Below are 15504 nucleotides of genomic sequence, written 5' to 3' on the forward strand. Positions count from 1 at the left end.
AGAACACCCTTAATTAATTGTGTTTGTTTCATATAGTCACTTCCAACTAAGTTGTTTTACTACATAGATAGAATAACAAATGCTCACTAAGTTGTAAAGCAACTTAGTGAGCATTTGTTATTGATTAGACTAGATATTTATCGGTGAAATTATAATGTTGATAACTTCATTTAACTTCCAATATCGAGGAGGGTAATGTTCGTACCTTCGTCGCAAGCGACTACCACGTATCAGAGTGGACTTTCATCATCAAATTAGTGTCCGCCGGGCGCAATTCAAAAAAACTCACTAACTTAAATAGGTTAGTGAGATCTTTTTGATAGTATTATAAAGTGTGCTTTCTTGTTAAACGTACTTTATAAAAAGTTTAATCCTAACGTGAATAAAGTACATTTTTGAACAAAAATTTTTTACTTACCCAAATTCTATTAAGCAAAATACTTCTCAGCAATGGTCTTATAAATTTCAATATATTGTAAATAATCATCTTCGAAGACAAATTCATTAATTTGATGGGCGCTTTCATTACCAGGACCAGCAACGACTACATCTAGTTTAGGATTTGCTTGAACAAATTTAGAAGCGTCTGTACCACCAGGTGCACCAACTGTTAAGATGTTAACTCCTAAGACATTTTTGTAACTATCGCGTACGAGCTTCATAAACTTAGAATCAATATCAGTCTTAACGGGCCAGTTACTGCTTGAGACTTTCAACTCTAAGTTCATTTTTGGATCAGCTTGGTTAAGTTCATTAACGATAGACTGTAGATCAGAAATAATTTGGTCATTGCTTACTTCTGGGATGGTTCTAATTTTGGCTGTTAGTTCAGCATAGTCAGGAATGGTATTATCTTGGTCACCAGCATTCATAATGGTAACAGCTGGCTTGGTCGTTCCTAAGACGTCATCTTCGACTTTGATTAATTCCTTAAAGTAATCATTTTGTTTATTATAATAAGTAATCAAATTATCAAGGGCATTAATTCCAACCTCAGGCATTGAACTGTGAGCGGCCTTACCATGGGAAATAACTTTATATGAGACGGAACCCTTATGAGCACAAAAAGCTGCAATTCTAGTTTCTGGTTTAGCACCATTGGTTTCAATCAAACCGCTGTGTACTAATTTTTCAAGGACCAATTGTGATGAAGAGTTACTTGGTTCACCGACCACTAAAGCACTAAGATCGTCAGCATAACCTTCTTTAGATAACTTTTCAGCTCCAGCTTCACCTAATTCTTCACTAACTGTAGCGATAAATTTAATATTTCCTTTAAAGCTAGGATCTTCGTTCAATTCGATCAAAGCGATGGCAAGTCCGGCAAGTCCACCTTTCATATCAGATGATCCACGTCCAAAAATTTTACCATCAATATGTTTAGGATTAAATGGTCCATAATTCCAGGCATCATCATTGACTGTGGCAACGACATCTTCGTGACCAGTAAATCCAAGAATAGGGCCGTCACCTTTTTTAATGGTAGCAATTAAGTTATAACGATTATCATCAAACTTGTTTAGTTCACTTTCAATACCATTTTTAGCAAAAAGATCCTTTAAATAATTAGCAACCTTTTCCTCTTCACCATTGACTGTTTCTAGCTTAATCAAATCGTCCAGAATGCTAAGTCTTTGTGCTTTATCCATTTTTACTCCTCCAAGATAATGTATAATGTCATTAATAGGTTTAACTATTCTTATTCTAGTATTTTTTAATCAAAATTAACATCGAAAGGTTAAGAAAAATGAATTTATTGATGAAAATAGACCGATGGTTAGGGATTTTATTATTGGTAGTTGCAGTTTTAGGATTTTTTTTCCATTGGTTCAGTCGTAGTAACATAATTTCCGCTTTGATTGCTGGAGCAGTATTGTTATTGATCTCAGCAACAGCTGATATAGATAGGCCGAATAAAAGAAAATAAGCTATGTTACATGCGACAATCATCGTATATAACATAGCTTATATAATTAGTTTACTTTTTTACGTCCCTCAGGAGTATATTTGTTGTTTTGATGTTTATGATACAGATAATAGATTACACCAATAATTGCCAAGATTACGATTAGTGGCAAAATTATATGGATGAAGAATGAGAATAAAAGCAGGGCAATGAAGAATCCCAAAACGTATTTCCAAATGTTATTCATTTATTTCTCCTTTTTTATTTGTGTCTTAATTCTATTCAAAATTACCATTAAGTCAAGAAAAAGACATTTTGATTGACTTAAATTAGTAAAGCAGTTAGTATAGTCAACAGTCGCTACCTCTAATACAATATTCGGAACATAAAGGAGGCGTGAATAATATGAAATATAGAATTCTTTTAGATCTTAAAGATCAATTATTCACAGCAGTTGATGTTAATGATAGCAATAACTTTGGTAACGGTACAACCATTGAAAAAGCTATCAGCAATTTAAAGAACAACAATAAAGCTGCATAGATATTATTAATTTGCCAATAACTTCGGTTATTGGCTTTTTTTATTCCGGATTGTCAACGGCAAAATCACCAAAGGTAGCATTAACGGCCTTGGCTAAGTCATGGGGTTCAACTAGAATAGATTGACCAACCTTTCCGGCGGAGACAATAATTTTTTCTGACCTTTCAGCTTCGTTATCGAAGTAAATTGGATAATTATGTAAGGAATGGATTCCAACAGGACTATTAGCACCGTGTTCAAAACCACTAGTTTTAATCAAATCCTTTAATGGAACCATACCAACTTTTTTATTACCGGATAATTTGGCAAGCATTTTATAGCTCAAGTGTTTATCTAAGGGCAACATACCAACTAATGGACCGGTCTTGTTCCCAGTTAGTACAAGGGTTTTATAGATCTTGTAGCCATCGCGTGTATTTTTGTTTGTGACTAACTCTTGAGTGTCACCGTCAGCCGCAGTTTCAAAAGTCATTGGAACATAACTTACTTTCTCTTTATCAAGTATCTTTTCAACTAATGTTTTTTGTATTTTTTTCTTTTTGCTCATTTTTACCAACCTCTAAAACTTACTTATTATATAATAACAAAGCTAATAAATTTTAAAAGTAAGAGGTATTAACAGTTAGTAAAATTATTTTTAATTTTTCAGGCATATTTTCAGTCTACTGTTATATAATAAATTAGCGGTACAACAGGATAAGGAGCGATTATTATAATGAGTCTTTTCAAAAAGCACGAAGAAGATCCTGCCAAGAATGATTTTAGTAAGATTTCTCAAGAAATTAAGAATAGCCCTAAAAAATTGTCTGAGGCTCAAAAGTTATTTAAGGATAACGAATCTTTAAGAAAAAAAGTTGCTGATAGAAAGGAACAATCTACTGATAATAAGTAGATTGTTCCTTTTTTTGTGTTGTTTTTAATAAAGAAATGTTAAAGAAATATAAATTATATACTTGATTGTATATACAGTCGTGAGTATACTATTTTATGAAATCGATTACAAAGGGGTGTAAAGATGACATATGCAATGATTGGTACTTGGAGAATGGCCTATGAAGGACTTTGTAAAGGAATTGATCTTTTAAAAGATAGTGGTACTAGTGCTGATGCTGTAGAAACTTCTATTAAGGAAGTAGAGGACTATCCTTTCTTTAAATCCGTTGGTTATGGTGGCCTTCCGAATCAAAATGGTCTTGTCGAAATGGATTCGGCATTTATGAATGGCGATACATTTGCAGTTGGAGCGGTTATGGGGATAAGTGATGTAAAGAACCCTATTTCGGTTGCTAGAAGTTTGAGCCATGATCATTTCAACAGCGTGTTAGTTGGCAATGGAGCAACAGAGTATGCCACTCAAAATGGCTTTGAAAGAAAGAATATGTTGACTGAGCGTGCTCAAAAGATTTGGAGAAAACGTAAACGTGAAATTGAAGAGAAAAATCTTTCTCCTTATGACGGTCACGATACTGTCGGTATGGTTAGTTTGGATCAAAGCGGATCAATAAGTGTTGGGACGTCTACATCAGGTTTATTTATGAAAAAGCCTGGGCGTACTGGTGATTCAGCATTAGTTGGCGATGGATTTTATGCTGATAGTGAGATTGGTGGGGCCGCTGCAACAGGTTTAGGCGAGGATATTATGAAGGGATGTCTTTGCTATGAAATCGTTCGTTTAATGGGGACTGGTCTTAGTCCCCAAGATGCCTGTGATAAAGCGGTTTATCCTTTTGTTAAAAAGTTGAAAGAACGTTATGGAAAGATTGGTGAGTTTTCACTTGTTGCTTTGAATAAAGAAGGTCAATGGGGTGTTGCTACTAACGTTGAATTCACTTTTGCAGTTGGAACTGAAGATAGTAAGCCAGCAATTTATATAGCTTTTCCAGGTGAAAATGATACAACCAAGATCGATCCGATCACTCAAGAATGGTTAGATGCATATTCAAAGAGAATTAAGGCACCAATTGATTAAAGAGGAATGAATTATGAAATATTTGTACAGTGAGATTGCTGATAAATTAGAAGAATCAATTAAAAAGGGGGAGTATGGCACACATCAGAAATTGCCATCAGAAAATGATTTATCATTTCAATATGAGACTACCCGCTTAACTATTCGTAAAGCAATTTCGGAGTTAGAAAAACGTCAGGTGGTTGTAAAAGATCGAAATAAGGGAACTTTTGCATTAGCACCTGAAACCAAAATATCAAGTGGTATTAATGGATTAGTAGGGTTTACTGAAGCTGCTGAACGTAGAAACCTTCCAGCAGAAACAAAACTTTTGGATTTAGAAGATGTAAAAGAAATTCCCAAACAGGTTCAAGAACAATTGCAAGTTACTAAGAATGCAAGTTTTTGGAAAATTGAACGTTTACGTTTGATTGATAATGAACCGATGACTCATGAGAAGATTTATATTCAAAAAAAATTTGTACCTGATTTAAATGGGGAAAACGCAACAGGTTCATTATTTAAATTAATTGAAACTAATGTTGCCATTGCCTATGCCAGTCAGGAACTAGAATCAGTTATTTTGGATGGTGAAATTGGAAGACTTTTGCATGCTAAAGAACATATGCCGGGATTTTTGGCATATACGACCTCATATTCGGTAAACGGGTATCCGGTGCTTTATGATGAGTCGTATTATCGTTCCGATAAATATACTTTCCATAATATTTTGTACCGAAATCACTAACTTGGAGGTAACAGTATGAAAGTTATTATCTTATTAGATCAGATTCAATCAGGTTTAGGTGGCAAAGAAAAGGCCGACACCGCTCTTGGTGGCAAAAAACTAGCCATGGGTGCTGCCGATACGATCGATAAAACGTTGAAGAAACAAGATTCTTCAGTTATGGCAACATTCTTTTGTGGAACTGAATATTATGAACAGAATAAAGAAGAAGTCACTGGTAAAATAACTCGAATGTGTCAAAAAATGCAACCAGATATTTTGCTTGTAGGCCCAACATATGATTATGCGGATTTCGCCAGAATGGCCTGCGAAATAGGTTATGCGGTGGAAACAAATTCAGATATTCCGGTAGTCGCAATGGTCGCGAAGGAAAAAAATTCCGATACGGTCGCTCAGTTCAAAGATAAATTAAACATTATTAAGATGCCTAAAAAGGGCGGAACTGGATTAGCTGATTCAATTGATCATGGAATAGAGTTGTGCAATAAGAAAGTAAAGAAAGAAGATACTGATGATTTTGTAAAACAATATTGTTTTTAATTAGGAGATGAGCTTAATGCAGAAGAAATTTGAGCAAGTTTTAATGCCAGTGGCTACTAAATTAGCCAATAATGTAGTTCTGAGATCATTACGTGATGGTTTTTTGATTATTACGCCATTAATTATTGTTACATCAATTTTTTTGTTAATTGGTAATTTTCCAATTCCAGGTTGGGCGGATTTTTGGTCTGGGGTTTTAGGTCCAAAGTGGTCTGAATGGTTTAGTGCTGTTTCTGATTCTGTTTTTAGTTTTACTGGACTCTTAGCATGTTTTGGTATTTCGTATGCTTATGGTAAGAATCGGGGTTTACAAGCTGTACATGCGAGTGCAGTAGCAATTGTTTCTTTTTTAATTATGACACCAACAACAGTTAAAGTTGGGAAGACAACACTAGGTGCAGTTCAAACTATTTATTTAGGACCTAATGGTATTTTCTTAGGACTATTTACAGCTTTAGTTAGTGTTGAGCTTTATCGTTTTGCAATTAAGCGAAACTGGACAATTAAGATGCCAGATGGTGTTCCACCAGCTGTTAGTGAATCATTTGATGCTTTGTTGCCAAGTGCTTTTGTTATTTTGTTCTTTTTCTTAATTAGAATCATTTTCAGCTTGACTGAGTTTAATACTGCTTATAATTTTATTTATACAATGCTTCAGGCACCTCTAAAGAATGTTGGTAATTCTTTGCCATCAGTCTTGTTATATAATTTCTTAGCATCACTTTTATGGTGTTTTGGTATTAATGGACCAACTATTACTAATAGTGTTTGGTCACCAATTTTCTTTGTTTTAACGCAAGATAATTTAAAAGCTTTCCAAAGTGGTGCTAAATTACCACATATTTATACACAGCAATTTATTGATATTTTTACAACCTATGGTGGTGGAGGTAGTACACTTTCACTTTTAATAGTTATGTTGTTCGTATGTAAGTCAAAACGAATTAAGGAATTAGGTAAATTAGCAATCGTTCCAGGTATTTTTGGTATTAATGAACCAATTATTTTCGGGTTACCAGTCGTTTTAAATCCAATTATTGCAATTCCATTTATCATAGTGCCAGTCTTAAATACATTGATCTCAGGATTTGTATTTTCAATGCATTGGATTCCATATACTAATGGGGTTATGTTGCCATGGACAACACCACCTTTGATTTCTGGATGGCTTTCTACCGGTAGTTGGACTGGGTCTGTACTGCAGCTTTTTGAGTTGATATTAGGAGTTTTGCTTTATTATCCATTTGTTAAGATGCTCGATAAGCAATACTTAAATGAAGAATCTGCAGCGGCAGAATTGGATGATGTAGATATTGATTTTAGCGATATTTAAAATGACAAATAAGGGATGAATGAATTGAAAAAAATCAGATCGGATTTTCAAGAGTTATTTGATCAATCAAAAGATGAATTTATAACAGATTTTCGTAAATTAGTTCAAATACCTAGTGTTAATGGAAATAAAACTTTTGAAGCACCATTTGGTATTGGCCCCAAAAGAGCGCTAGAATATTTGCTTGAATTATCATCAAAATTAGGCTTTAGAACTGGTCAAGTTGCAAATTGTGTTGGTTGGGCTGAATATGGCCCCGAAGATGGCGATTATTTTGGAGTTTTAGGACATTCAGATGTGGTTGATGTAGTTGATGACTGGACGATGTCACCATTTGATTTAACTCTAAAAGATGATTATTTCTATGGTAGAGGTGTACTAGATAATAAGGGACCACTTCTGGCTTCGCTGTTTGCACTTTATTTGATAAAGAAACAAAATATTTCATTGAAAAAACGCGTTCGGATTATGTTTGGTACCGATGAAGAGATGGGCAGTAGGGATATTCCTTATTTTTTGAAAAAGGAAAAACCACCATATGCTGGTTTTACGCCTGATTGCAAGTTTCCAATTGTTTATGGAGAGCGTGGAATTGTCGATTTGACTGTTACTAAATCAATAACCGATGGATCATTAGAAGAAATTGATGAACTAGGTGGTGTTTTTGATCGTAGTTTTTTACCTGATTATGCGTTTGTAACGATTAATGATAAAAAAACAGATTTTCATGGTAAAAAAGCACCTAGCAATGCTCCAGATATGGCAGATAATGTGTTACCAAAATTGATTAAATGTTGTAGCTCACTAAATGGTCAAACGGGTGAATTATTTGAATGGCTTAATAAAAAAATAGCTAATCAGTATAATGGTGAGAATTTAGGACTAGATTTTCATGATGATGATTCAGGAGAGTTACAGCTTTCACTTTATTCGATTAAAATAATTGATGATGAGATCAATTTTAGTTTGTCAATGCGTTATCCGGTAACGTTTACTGAGAAAACAATTCTTGATCAATTAAATAGTCAATTTATTGATGGGATGACTCTTACAATTAATCGTAGTTTTCCTTCAACAGTTAAAGATAAGAATTTGGATTATATGCATAGGTTTTCCAAGATATATCAAGATGATACTGGATTAGATGGGACACCTGTTACTACGACAGGGGCAACTTATGCTCGTGAGATGCCAAACATCGTAGCCTTTGGACCATCTTTTCCAGGACAAAAAGGAATCGCTCATAAAGGTGATGAATGGCTCAAATACAGTGATTGGCAAATGATGATGCAAATTTATTATGATTGTTTGTTAGATGAGCTAGGCTAAGAATTGGACGAAAAGGGAATTTTAGGACTATCTTATATTAGAGCATTACTTAAATTGATTTTATAATTTAAGTAATGCTTTTTTAATGGGTTCAGATATATAAAATAATATTTGAATAATTTTTATTATTTTTGAAATTATCACTATTATTATAAACTAATACTATTAATAATTATTTTCGTATGATATAGTATTAAGAAAGGAACGAGGTGTAAGTATTTATGACAGCAAAAACAAATAAATATCGTATTTTAGAAACTAATGTTTTATTAGAAAGATTCGTTACTTATAATGAGGTGTTCACTGAATACTTTAAGACGATAAAGATTATTGAACGAGGTGAAGCCTTAAGGTATGAAACTTATGCACGTTTAACGGATAATTATATTTCTAATATCAAACGTTTCATCAAGTTATGTAATTCTTATATAACAAAATATAATCTTGAGAACAGCATGGTTGCCGAAAGAATGAACAATTACTTTATAGATCTGATTAATGCTATTGGTTGCTTGGACGTGAAGCATAATTCCATTGATTATTCAAGACTAGAGAATGCCAAGTCTAGAATCAGAGCTCGCCAAGATGAATTTGTTGATTCGATCAATATTTTAATTAATTAGTTAAATAAAGACGGTAACGTCTTTTTTTTATGTCCAATTTTTAGTAATCTTATTAATAATGGAGGAACGTTTATGATTTGGAAAAAAATAACTGTAGCGATTCCGAATGATTTCGATCCAGAAATCATTTCTGATATATTTATGCGCATCGGTGCTAACGGAACCGAAATGGTTGATGATGAAGATACGTCTGTTAAAACAAAAATTAATTCTTATTTTGATGAAAATAATTATAATGAAAAGATTGTAAATGATTTGAAGGATCGGTTGAAACAATTACCAGAATTTGGTTTTGATATAACTGGCGTCGAAGTTTCGGTTGATGAATTGGATGATAGTAGTTGGGAGAATGAATGGAAGCAATACTACCATCCTATGAAAATCAGTCGCTATTTAACCGTTGTTCCCAATTGGGTTAATTATCAACCGACACATGATGATGAACATATTATTGTTATGGACCCGGGAAAATCCTTTGGTACTGGAACACATCCGACAACGTATTCTTGTATGCAAGCTTTAGAGCTGATCTTAGGAGATGCAAATTCGTTATATGATGTTGGAACCGGTTCAGGTATTCTGTCAATTCAGGCACGTCAATTAGGTGTTAAAAATATCAAAGCTTTTGATCTTGATCCTGAAGCTGTAAGTGCAGCCAAAGAAAATATTCAATTAAATCCTGGTTGTGAAGATATTGAGGTTTTTGAAAATTCACTTTTAGATGGAGTAGATGGCAAGGTAGATGTAATTGTTGCTAATATTTTGGCAGATGTGATTGAACAATTTATTCCTGATATTGACAAACATTTAAATGTGAATGGGTTTGTAGTATTGTCAGGTATTATTAATGAGAAGGAAGCATTAATAACTAAAAAAATGACAGAAATTGGATTCATAGTTTTGGAAGCCTTTCATCTAAAAGGCTGGTCAACTTTAATTTGTAGAAGAAAAGAAGAGTACGAGGCAGAAGATGGAGCAATACTTCGTTAATAAAGTTATTGAAAATAATAGATTCGTAATAGAGGATTCTGAAACTTTTAAACATGTCGCTAAGGTTTTGCGTCATAAACCTGGGGATGTGATTTATTTAGTCGATCCTGAACAGAATTTATTTACAGCTACAATTGAACGAATAACTGACGATAAGATTGAGACAAGTGTTAATAAATTAGCAACACCTAGTACCGAATTGCCAATAGATGTAACAATTGCATGTTCTTTGTCAAAAAAAGATAAGATTGAATGGATCACACAAAAATCGACCGAATTAGGTGCTAAAAAGATTATTTTCTTTAGTTCTAAGTATTCAATTATGACTTGGAAGAAGAATGTTATTGAAAAAAAACTCATTCGTTTACAGGAAATAGCTAAAAACGCAGCACAGCAGTCAAAAAGACGAATCGTTCCCCAAGTTGTTTATGTCAATAAATTAACGGACCTAGTTGACCACAAAGCTCAGTCCAATCTAGTTGCATATGAGGAGTCAGCTAAACAAGGAGAAATAAGCCTTCTCGCCCAAACATTGAATCAGAATCCTAACTCAATTCTTTGTGCATTTGGTCCCGAAGGTGGATTTGCACCAGATGAAATTAATTTTTTAAATAAAAGTGACTTTTTGTCGGTTGGATTGGGACCTAGAATTATGCGAGCAGAAACAGCACCCATGTACTTCTTATCAGTGCTATCATATAAATACGAACTAACTGTAAAATGAGGAACAGATTGTGAAAAATATTTGGAAAAAAGTTGAAGCATCAAAAACAACTTATATTACTTTGATTTCTATTGTTTTGGTATTTATTATGCCAATTTTGTTTAATCTCTTTCATTTGGGAAGAACAAATCGAATTATCTGGTTATTCTTTATTATTAATATTTTCTTTGCTGGATTTATTGGTTGGTTTTCAAGAAAGTATCATTTGTCGTTTTATAATTTAGTTATTTTTCCGGTTATATTTGTTATTAGTGTTTTTGTCAAATATGGTCGTTATGGTTACTTTTTAGCTGGGATATATCTGGTTTTGAGTATTCTAATATATTTCTTATTTGAGAAAGAAAAATAATTGTAATTTAATGTCAAAGTAATCATAATAATATGTAAAATAAAAAGGCACTCAATGAGTGCTTTTTATTGTAACGGGGTGAATATTTCTATGAAAAAAATTAAAGATTATACTCCAGAAGAAGTTCTCGATATATGTCGAGAATACATGAATGATGAACATGTCGAGTTCGTTAATAAAGCCTATAATTTTGCGGCTTATGTTCACAAGGAGCAAAAGCGTGCCACTGGTGAACCATATATTATTCACCCAACTCAAGTAGCGCAAATATTGGCTTCGTTGAGAATGGATCCATACACAGTTGCTGCTGGCTATTTACACGATGTAGTAGAAGATACCAATATTACCTTAGGGGATGTTAAAGAACTTTTTGGTGATCAAGTAGCTACTATTGTTGATGGTGTGACTAAGATCAGTAAGTACAAATATCATTCACACCAAGAACTATTGGCGGAAAATCATCGTAAGATGCTTTTGGCAACCGCTAAAGATTTGCGTGTGATCATGGTTAAACTAGCTGATCGTTTGCACAATATGAGAACTCTGAAGGCATTACGTCCGGATAAGCAACGTCGTATTGCTACTGAAACTTTGGAAATTTATGCCCCATTGGCTGATCGTTTAGGTATCAGTAAGATCAAATGGGAGTTGGAAGATTTATCGTTACATTATATTAATCCTCAACAATATTATCGAATCGTGCATTTGATGAATAGCAAACGTGATCAACGTGAAGCTTATATTGCTGAAGCAATTGATTACATTAAGAAAAATGTCGATGCTTTGGGTATCAAATACGATATCTATGGTCGTCCTAAACACATATATTCTATTTATAAAAAGATGCGTGATAAGCATAAACAATTTTCAGAATTATATGATTTATTAGCAATCAGAATTGTGGTTGATTCTGTAAAGGATTGTTATGCCGTCTTAGGTTCAATTCATTCAAAGTGGAAACCAATTCCTGGCCGTTTTAAGGATTATATTGCGGTTCCTAAAGCCAATGGATATCAATCGTTGCATACAACCATTATTGGGCCTGGTGGTCAACCACTTGAGGTTCAAATTAGAACTTTCGAAATGCACCAAGTTGCTGAATATGGTGTTGCTGCTCATTGGGCTTATAAAGAAGGCAATTTCGATGGTGTACAATTAGACGATAATGAACAAAAAATTGATGTCTTCCGTGAAATACTTGAATTACAGGAGAACTCTGATAATGCATCAGATTTCATGAAGTCAGTCAAAGGCGAAATTTTTAATGATCGAGTTTATGTATTTACTCCTAATGGCGAGGTCATTGAATTACCAAAGGGTGCAGTAACATTGGATTTTGCCTATCAAGTCCATACTGAGGTTGGTAATCATTCAATTGGTGCCAAAATTAATGGCAGAATGGTTCCTTTGAATTATCAGTTGAAGAATGGCGATATAGTCGAGATGCTGACCAATTCTAATTCTCAACCAAGCCGTGATTGGGTTAATGTCGTTTATACGGCTAGAGCAAGAAACAAGATTAAACGTTATTTCCGAACTAAAGATCGTGAAGAAAATATTGTTCTTGGTCGAGAATCAATTGAAAATGAACTGAAGAATCGTTCACTTTCGGGTAAGAAGTATCTTGATAAAAAGCATTTAGAGATAGCTATGAAAATCTTCAATTACACCGAGCCTGATGAACTGTTTAATGCAGTAGGTTATGGTGAATTGTCACCAATTAACGTAGTTCATAAGTTGGTAAGTGAAGATCCCGATCGTAAAAAGGAAGCCGAGAAAAAAGAACTCGAAGATCAGGTTATCACTGATACTGATGATAAAGCTGCAAAAACACCAACCGATAGTCCTAAATTGCAAAAAGAACGTAATAATGCCAATAACAGTATTTCTGTTCAAGGAATCGATAATTTATTGATTCGCTTGGCTAAGTGCTGTAATCCGATTCCTGGAGATGATATTGTTGGATATATTACAAAGGGACGAGGATTAACAATTCATCGTGCTGATTGTCCTAATGTTCAAAGTGAAGAGGCAAAAAGCCGTTTTATTGATGTTGACTGGGATAATGTTACTAAAGAGAAACGTTATACAGCAGAATTGGATGTCTATGCTTTTAATCGTAATGGATTGATTAATGAAGTATTACAGGTTATCAATACCAATACTAATACGCTCAATAATGTCATTGGACGTCTTGATAAAGAAAAAATGGCCATTATTCATGTAAGTATCGGCGTTAATAACAAAGAGCACTTGGATAATATTATTTCTAAATTAAAGAATATTCCAAATGTCTACGAAATTAAAAGGACGGTAGCGTAATAGATGAAAGTTGTGATTCAACGAGTATCTAATGCCAAAGTTACTGTAGATGATAAAACCCTTGGTCAGATTGATCAGGGATTTTGTTTGTTAGTCGCCTTTGCAGACGAAGATACTGATGAAACTTTGGAGTACATGGCACGAAAAATTGCTAATATGAGAGTCTTTTCAGATGAAGATGACAAAATGAATTTATCTATTCAAGATATTGGTGGTAAAATTCTATCAATTTCGCAATTTACATTGTATGCTGATACTAAACATGGAAATCGACCAAGCTTTATTGGAGCGGGTAATTTTGAAATATCTAGTAAAAAATATGATCAATTTAATGATTTATTACGTGGTCGTGGCTTGATTGTTGAGACTGGAGAATTTGGCGCTGATATGCAAGTATCATTGACAAATGATGGACCAGTTACTATTTTAATGGAGAGATGATTATGAAAAGTATTGTTTGGGACTTTGATGACACTATTGCCAATAGTTATTCAGGGATTGTTTCAGCTACACAAAAATCTCTACGTGAAAATTTTGGCATTAGTCTATCGAAAGATACTATTTTTAAGGAAGCAAAAAAGACTTCAATAAGAAAGTTTGTAACTGAAATTTTAAATAATGAAGAAAATGTTGACCAAGCAGTTAAGATTTTTTATGTTTCTTATTTTCGTTATGAGAAAGAATATCACGATAAAATTACTTTGATGCCACATATTAAAAATGTGTTGGAGTTTTGTAAAGAAAAGGGCTATGAGCAGTTTATAGTAACTCATCGTGATCAATCAATTTACGACTTGGTAAGATCATTAGGAATTGCAAACTATTTTACAGAGGTCGTTAGTGTCGCTGATAATCATAAACGAAAACCTGATCCTGAAATGCTTAATTACTTAATAGATAAATATAAATTAACAGCTAATGAACTTTGGACTATTGGAGATCGTCAAATTGACCTAGATTTTGGTAAGAATGTTGGTGCACAAACAATTCTTCTAAATAGTGATAATGTTGATTTTGCTTATGACTACAAGGTTAGTGATGTACTAGAAATCGAAGAGATACTTTAATGGATAATAATATGGAAAAGAAACTAGAAAAGTTAACATATGATCAAATTGTGGCTATACATTTAGCAATTGAAGATGATGAGGAAATTACTTTCAGTGAAAAGCGTCTTCAAAGCGATGTTGAATTTATTAATCAGTTTGATGATTTAAATGTTTATTTGACGCATTTGTTCTGTACCATCATTTGTGACGATATTTTTGAAAAATATAATATGCAAACGGCTATTGCAACAATGGACTTTTTCTTGCGCCGTAATGGTTATTGCCTGGATTTAGAAAATGATATGGAAAAAGATACCATTATGGGATTAGTCAAAACAATTAAGGACAGCCGTGAATTGAAAAAAACTGAGATTAATTATATACAATCTCGTTTAGCGGATTGTATTCATCCATATAAGGGGAATTAGCCCACAGAAATTAAGTACTACAAAAAATAGGATCATATCAGACAAAAATTGTTTGATATGGTCCTATTAATATTCTATTTTATAGATTCCACAGTAAGGAATAACTGTTTCACCAGTCATTTGCGCAATTACACCACCATGAGTAACACAGGCAATACAATCATATTTATTCTTGTATTGATCTAAGACAGAATCTACACGATGTTTAACTTCATCTTTAGTTTCGAAATCAAGAGATGAGTGATGTGTTTCATTAAGATAATCATTATAGGCCTGTTGAACTTGTTTATCAGTTGGTTTTTGTGTACCTGATTTGTCAGGACGCCATTCGTGTAATAATAATTCAACCTGAGTTGGTATTTGTTTGTATTTTAAAATTTCTTGAGCAGTTTGCATAGTACGAGTATATGGGGAAATTAATAATAACTGGACTTCATTAAAAATGGGATCTTGAGCTGCTTTCTCAGCAATTTCTATCCCTTTAGGAGTTAATCGGGTTAGATCTCTAGCCAATCCGGTATAACCTGCTTTATCAACCTGAGAGAAATCAGGTTCGGAATGTCTGATTAAATACACTTTCATTATTAAGCCTCCGTATAGTTTATACTATAACAAAATAGAAATAAAAAAATCGATTTAGCAATCACTTTAAAGTGTTCGTTAAATCGATTC

The 15504-nt window shown here is 33.5% G+C and carries 20 protein-coding genes; 16 read left to right on the forward strand and 4 right to left on the reverse strand.

Features of this window, described 5'->3' with window-relative positions:
* Positions 1 to 428: 428 nt before the first annotated feature.
* Positions 429 to 1649 (reverse strand): M20/M25/M40 family metallo-hydrolase, encoded by a 1221-nt coding sequence (locus tag CBP76_RS05865; protein ID WP_102196016.1) that lies wholly within the window; start codon positions 1647 to 1649, stop codon positions 429 to 431.
* A gap of 98 nt (positions 1650 to 1747) precedes the next feature.
* Between CBP76_RS05865 and CBP76_RS13155 the strand changes: the two genes are divergently transcribed.
* Positions 1748 to 1927 carry a hypothetical protein gene (locus CBP76_RS13155; RefSeq protein WP_102196017.1) on the forward strand — a complete coding sequence of 60 codons (180 nt, stop codon included), beginning with the start codon at positions 1748 to 1750 and terminating at the stop codon, positions 1925 to 1927.
* A gap of 46 nt (positions 1928 to 1973) precedes the next feature.
* On the opposite strand, the gene CBP76_RS05875 is transcribed toward CBP76_RS13155, so the two are convergent.
* Entirely contained in the window at positions 1974 to 2153 is a 180-nt protein-coding gene (locus CBP76_RS05875; RefSeq protein WP_102196018.1) for a hypothetical protein, read from the reverse strand.
* Positions 2154 to 2311: 158 nt separating this feature from the next.
* Here CBP76_RS05875 and CBP76_RS13160 point away from each other — a divergent pair, with 158 nt between their 5' ends.
* Positions 2312 to 2449, forward strand: a complete 138-nt coding sequence (locus tag CBP76_RS13160) for a hypothetical protein (RefSeq protein ID WP_166667201.1) — start codon at positions 2312 to 2314, stop codon at positions 2447 to 2449.
* A gap of 40 nt (positions 2450 to 2489) precedes the next feature.
* Here the strand turns inward: CBP76_RS13160 and CBP76_RS05880 are convergent, their stop codons facing one another.
* A complete protein-coding gene (locus CBP76_RS05880) occupies positions 2490 to 2996 on the reverse strand; it encodes an aminoacyl-tRNA deacylase (protein ID WP_102196019.1) in 507 nt (168 codons plus the stop codon).
* A gap of 168 nt (positions 2997 to 3164) precedes the next feature.
* Between CBP76_RS05880 and CBP76_RS13165 the strand changes: the two genes are divergently transcribed.
* The 14 genes from CBP76_RS13165 to CBP76_RS05945 all read left to right on the forward strand — a co-directional run bounded on the left by CBP76_RS13165 (position 3165) and on the right by CBP76_RS05945 (position 14832).
* Positions 3165 to 3341 (forward strand): hypothetical protein, encoded by a 177-nt coding sequence (locus CBP76_RS13165; protein WP_166667202.1) that lies wholly within the window; start codon positions 3165 to 3167, stop codon positions 3339 to 3341.
* Between the two features lie 123 nt (positions 3342 to 3464).
* Complete coding sequence (locus tag CBP76_RS05885) at positions 3465 to 4418, forward strand: glycosylasparaginase (protein ID WP_102196020.1); 954 nt, start codon at positions 3465 to 3467, stop codon at positions 4416 to 4418.
* Between the two features lie 13 nt (positions 4419 to 4431).
* Complete coding sequence (locus CBP76_RS05890; RefSeq protein WP_245865634.1) at positions 4432 to 5145, forward strand: GntR family transcriptional regulator, LSA1692 subfamily; 714 nt, start codon at positions 4432 to 4434, stop codon at positions 5143 to 5145.
* Between the two features lie 15 nt (positions 5146 to 5160).
* The gene (locus CBP76_RS05895; RefSeq protein WP_102196022.1) at positions 5161 to 5685 is read left to right on the forward strand and encodes a GrdB-related putative oxidoreductase; all 525 of its coding nucleotides are present in this window, start codon (positions 5161 to 5163) and stop codon (positions 5683 to 5685) included.
* A 16-nt stretch (positions 5686 to 5701) separates the two neighbouring features.
* On the forward strand, positions 5702 to 7018 hold the full coding sequence (locus tag CBP76_RS05900; RefSeq protein WP_102196023.1) for a PTS sugar transporter subunit IIC: 1317 nt from the start codon (positions 5702 to 5704) through the stop codon (positions 7016 to 7018).
* Positions 7019 to 7042: 24 nt separating this feature from the next.
* The gene (locus tag CBP76_RS05905) at positions 7043 to 8347 is read left to right on the forward strand and encodes a Sapep family Mn(2+)-dependent dipeptidase (protein WP_245865638.1); all 1305 of its coding nucleotides are present in this window, start codon (positions 7043 to 7045) and stop codon (positions 8345 to 8347) included.
* A 221-nt stretch (positions 8348 to 8568) separates the two neighbouring features.
* Positions 8569 to 8970: a hypothetical protein gene (locus tag CBP76_RS05910; RefSeq protein ID WP_102196025.1), complete on the forward strand. Its 402-nt coding sequence runs from the start codon at positions 8569 to 8571 to the stop codon at positions 8968 to 8970.
* Positions 8971 to 9042: 72 nt separating this feature from the next.
* Complete coding sequence (gene prmA / locus CBP76_RS05915) at positions 9043 to 9960, forward strand: 50S ribosomal protein L11 methyltransferase (protein ID WP_102196026.1); 918 nt, start codon at positions 9043 to 9045, stop codon at positions 9958 to 9960.
* Positions 9941 to 10684 carry an RsmE family RNA methyltransferase gene (locus tag CBP76_RS05920; protein ID WP_102196027.1) on the forward strand — a complete coding sequence of 248 codons (744 nt, stop codon included), beginning with the start codon at positions 9941 to 9943 and terminating at the stop codon, positions 10682 to 10684. The genes prmA and CBP76_RS05920 overlap by 20 nt, the downstream gene beginning before the upstream one ends.
* A gap of 10 nt (positions 10685 to 10694) precedes the next feature.
* Positions 10695 to 11033 carry a hypothetical protein gene (locus CBP76_RS05925; protein ID WP_102196028.1) on the forward strand — a complete coding sequence of 113 codons (339 nt, stop codon included), beginning with the start codon at positions 10695 to 10697 and terminating at the stop codon, positions 11031 to 11033.
* A 90-nt stretch (positions 11034 to 11123) separates the two neighbouring features.
* Positions 11124 to 13355 carry a RelA/SpoT family protein gene (locus CBP76_RS05930; RefSeq protein WP_102196029.1) on the forward strand — a complete coding sequence of 744 codons (2232 nt, stop codon included), beginning with the start codon at positions 11124 to 11126 and terminating at the stop codon, positions 13353 to 13355.
* 3 nt (positions 13356 to 13358) lie between these two features.
* Entirely contained in the window at positions 13359 to 13796 is a 438-nt protein-coding gene (gene dtd / locus CBP76_RS05935; RefSeq protein WP_102196030.1) for a D-aminoacyl-tRNA deacylase, read from the forward strand.
* A gap of 2 nt (positions 13797 to 13798) precedes the next feature.
* Positions 13799 to 14422 carry an HAD-IIIA family hydrolase gene (locus CBP76_RS05940; protein WP_102196031.1) on the forward strand — a complete coding sequence of 208 codons (624 nt, stop codon included), beginning with the start codon at positions 13799 to 13801 and terminating at the stop codon, positions 14420 to 14422.
* Positions 14422 to 14832 carry a hypothetical protein gene (locus CBP76_RS05945; RefSeq protein WP_102196032.1) on the forward strand — a complete coding sequence of 137 codons (411 nt, stop codon included), beginning with the start codon at positions 14422 to 14424 and terminating at the stop codon, positions 14830 to 14832. The genes CBP76_RS05940 and CBP76_RS05945 overlap by 1 nt, the downstream gene beginning before the upstream one ends.
* A 66-nt stretch (positions 14833 to 14898) precedes the next feature.
* Here CBP76_RS05945 and CBP76_RS05950 read toward each other — a convergent pair whose 3' ends face one another.
* Positions 14899 to 15414, reverse strand: a complete 516-nt coding sequence (locus tag CBP76_RS05950; RefSeq protein WP_102196033.1) for a histidine phosphatase family protein — start codon at positions 15412 to 15414, stop codon at positions 14899 to 14901.
* Positions 15415 to 15504 lie beyond the last annotated feature (90 nt).

The organism is Companilactobacillus nuruki, assembly GCF_002872255.1.
GTDB classification, from domain to species: Bacteria; Bacillota; Bacilli; order Lactobacillales; family Lactobacillaceae; genus Companilactobacillus; species Companilactobacillus nuruki.

What these genes read in the sequence shown, in the direction of transcription:
- CBP76_RS05865 (WP_102196016.1), bottom strand. Translation starts at nt 1,649, where the DNA reads ATGGATAAAGCACAAAGACTTAGCATTCTGGACGATTTGATTAAGCTA.
- CBP76_RS13155 (WP_102196017.1), top strand. Translation starts at nt 1,748, where the DNA reads ATGAATTTATTGATGAAAATAGACCGATGGTTAGGGATTTTATTATTG.
- CBP76_RS05875 (WP_102196018.1), bottom strand. Translation starts at nt 2,153, where the DNA reads ATGAATAACATTTGGAAATACGTTTTGGGATTCTTCATTGCCCTGCTT.
- CBP76_RS13160 (WP_166667201.1), top strand. Translation starts at nt 2,312, where the DNA reads ATGAAATATAGAATTCTTTTAGATCTTAAAGATCAATTATTCACAGCA.
- CBP76_RS05880 (WP_102196019.1), bottom strand. Translation starts at nt 2,996, where the DNA reads ATGAGCAAAAAGAAAAAAATACAAAAAACATTAGTTGAAAAGATACTT.
- CBP76_RS13165 (WP_166667202.1), top strand. Translation starts at nt 3,165, where the DNA reads ATGAGTCTTTTCAAAAAGCACGAAGAAGATCCTGCCAAGAATGATTTT.
- CBP76_RS05885 (WP_102196020.1), top strand. Translation starts at nt 3,465, where the DNA reads ATGACATATGCAATGATTGGTACTTGGAGAATGGCCTATGAAGGACTT.
- CBP76_RS05890 (WP_245865634.1), top strand. Translation starts at nt 4,432, where the DNA reads ATGAAATATTTGTACAGTGAGATTGCTGATAAATTAGAAGAATCAATT.
- CBP76_RS05895 (WP_102196022.1), top strand. Translation starts at nt 5,161, where the DNA reads ATGAAAGTTATTATCTTATTAGATCAGATTCAATCAGGTTTAGGTGGC.
- CBP76_RS05900 (WP_102196023.1), top strand. Translation starts at nt 5,702, where the DNA reads ATGCAGAAGAAATTTGAGCAAGTTTTAATGCCAGTGGCTACTAAATTA.
- CBP76_RS05910 (WP_102196025.1), top strand. Translation starts at nt 8,569, where the DNA reads ATGACAGCAAAAACAAATAAATATCGTATTTTAGAAACTAATGTTTTA.
- prmA (WP_102196026.1), top strand. Translation starts at nt 9,043, where the DNA reads ATGATTTGGAAAAAAATAACTGTAGCGATTCCGAATGATTTCGATCCA.
- CBP76_RS05920 (WP_102196027.1), top strand. Translation starts at nt 9,941, where the DNA reads ATGGAGCAATACTTCGTTAATAAAGTTATTGAAAATAATAGATTCGTA.
- CBP76_RS05930 (WP_102196029.1), top strand. Translation starts at nt 11,124, where the DNA reads ATGAAAAAAATTAAAGATTATACTCCAGAAGAAGTTCTCGATATATGT.
- dtd (WP_102196030.1), top strand. Translation starts at nt 13,359, where the DNA reads ATGAAAGTTGTGATTCAACGAGTATCTAATGCCAAAGTTACTGTAGAT.
- CBP76_RS05940 (WP_102196031.1), top strand. Translation starts at nt 13,799, where the DNA reads ATGAAAAGTATTGTTTGGGACTTTGATGACACTATTGCCAATAGTTAT.
- CBP76_RS05945 (WP_102196032.1), top strand. Translation starts at nt 14,422, where the DNA reads ATGGATAATAATATGGAAAAGAAACTAGAAAAGTTAACATATGATCAA.
- CBP76_RS05950 (WP_102196033.1), bottom strand. Translation starts at nt 15,414, where the DNA reads ATGAAAGTGTATTTAATCAGACATTCCGAACCTGATTTCTCTCAGGTT.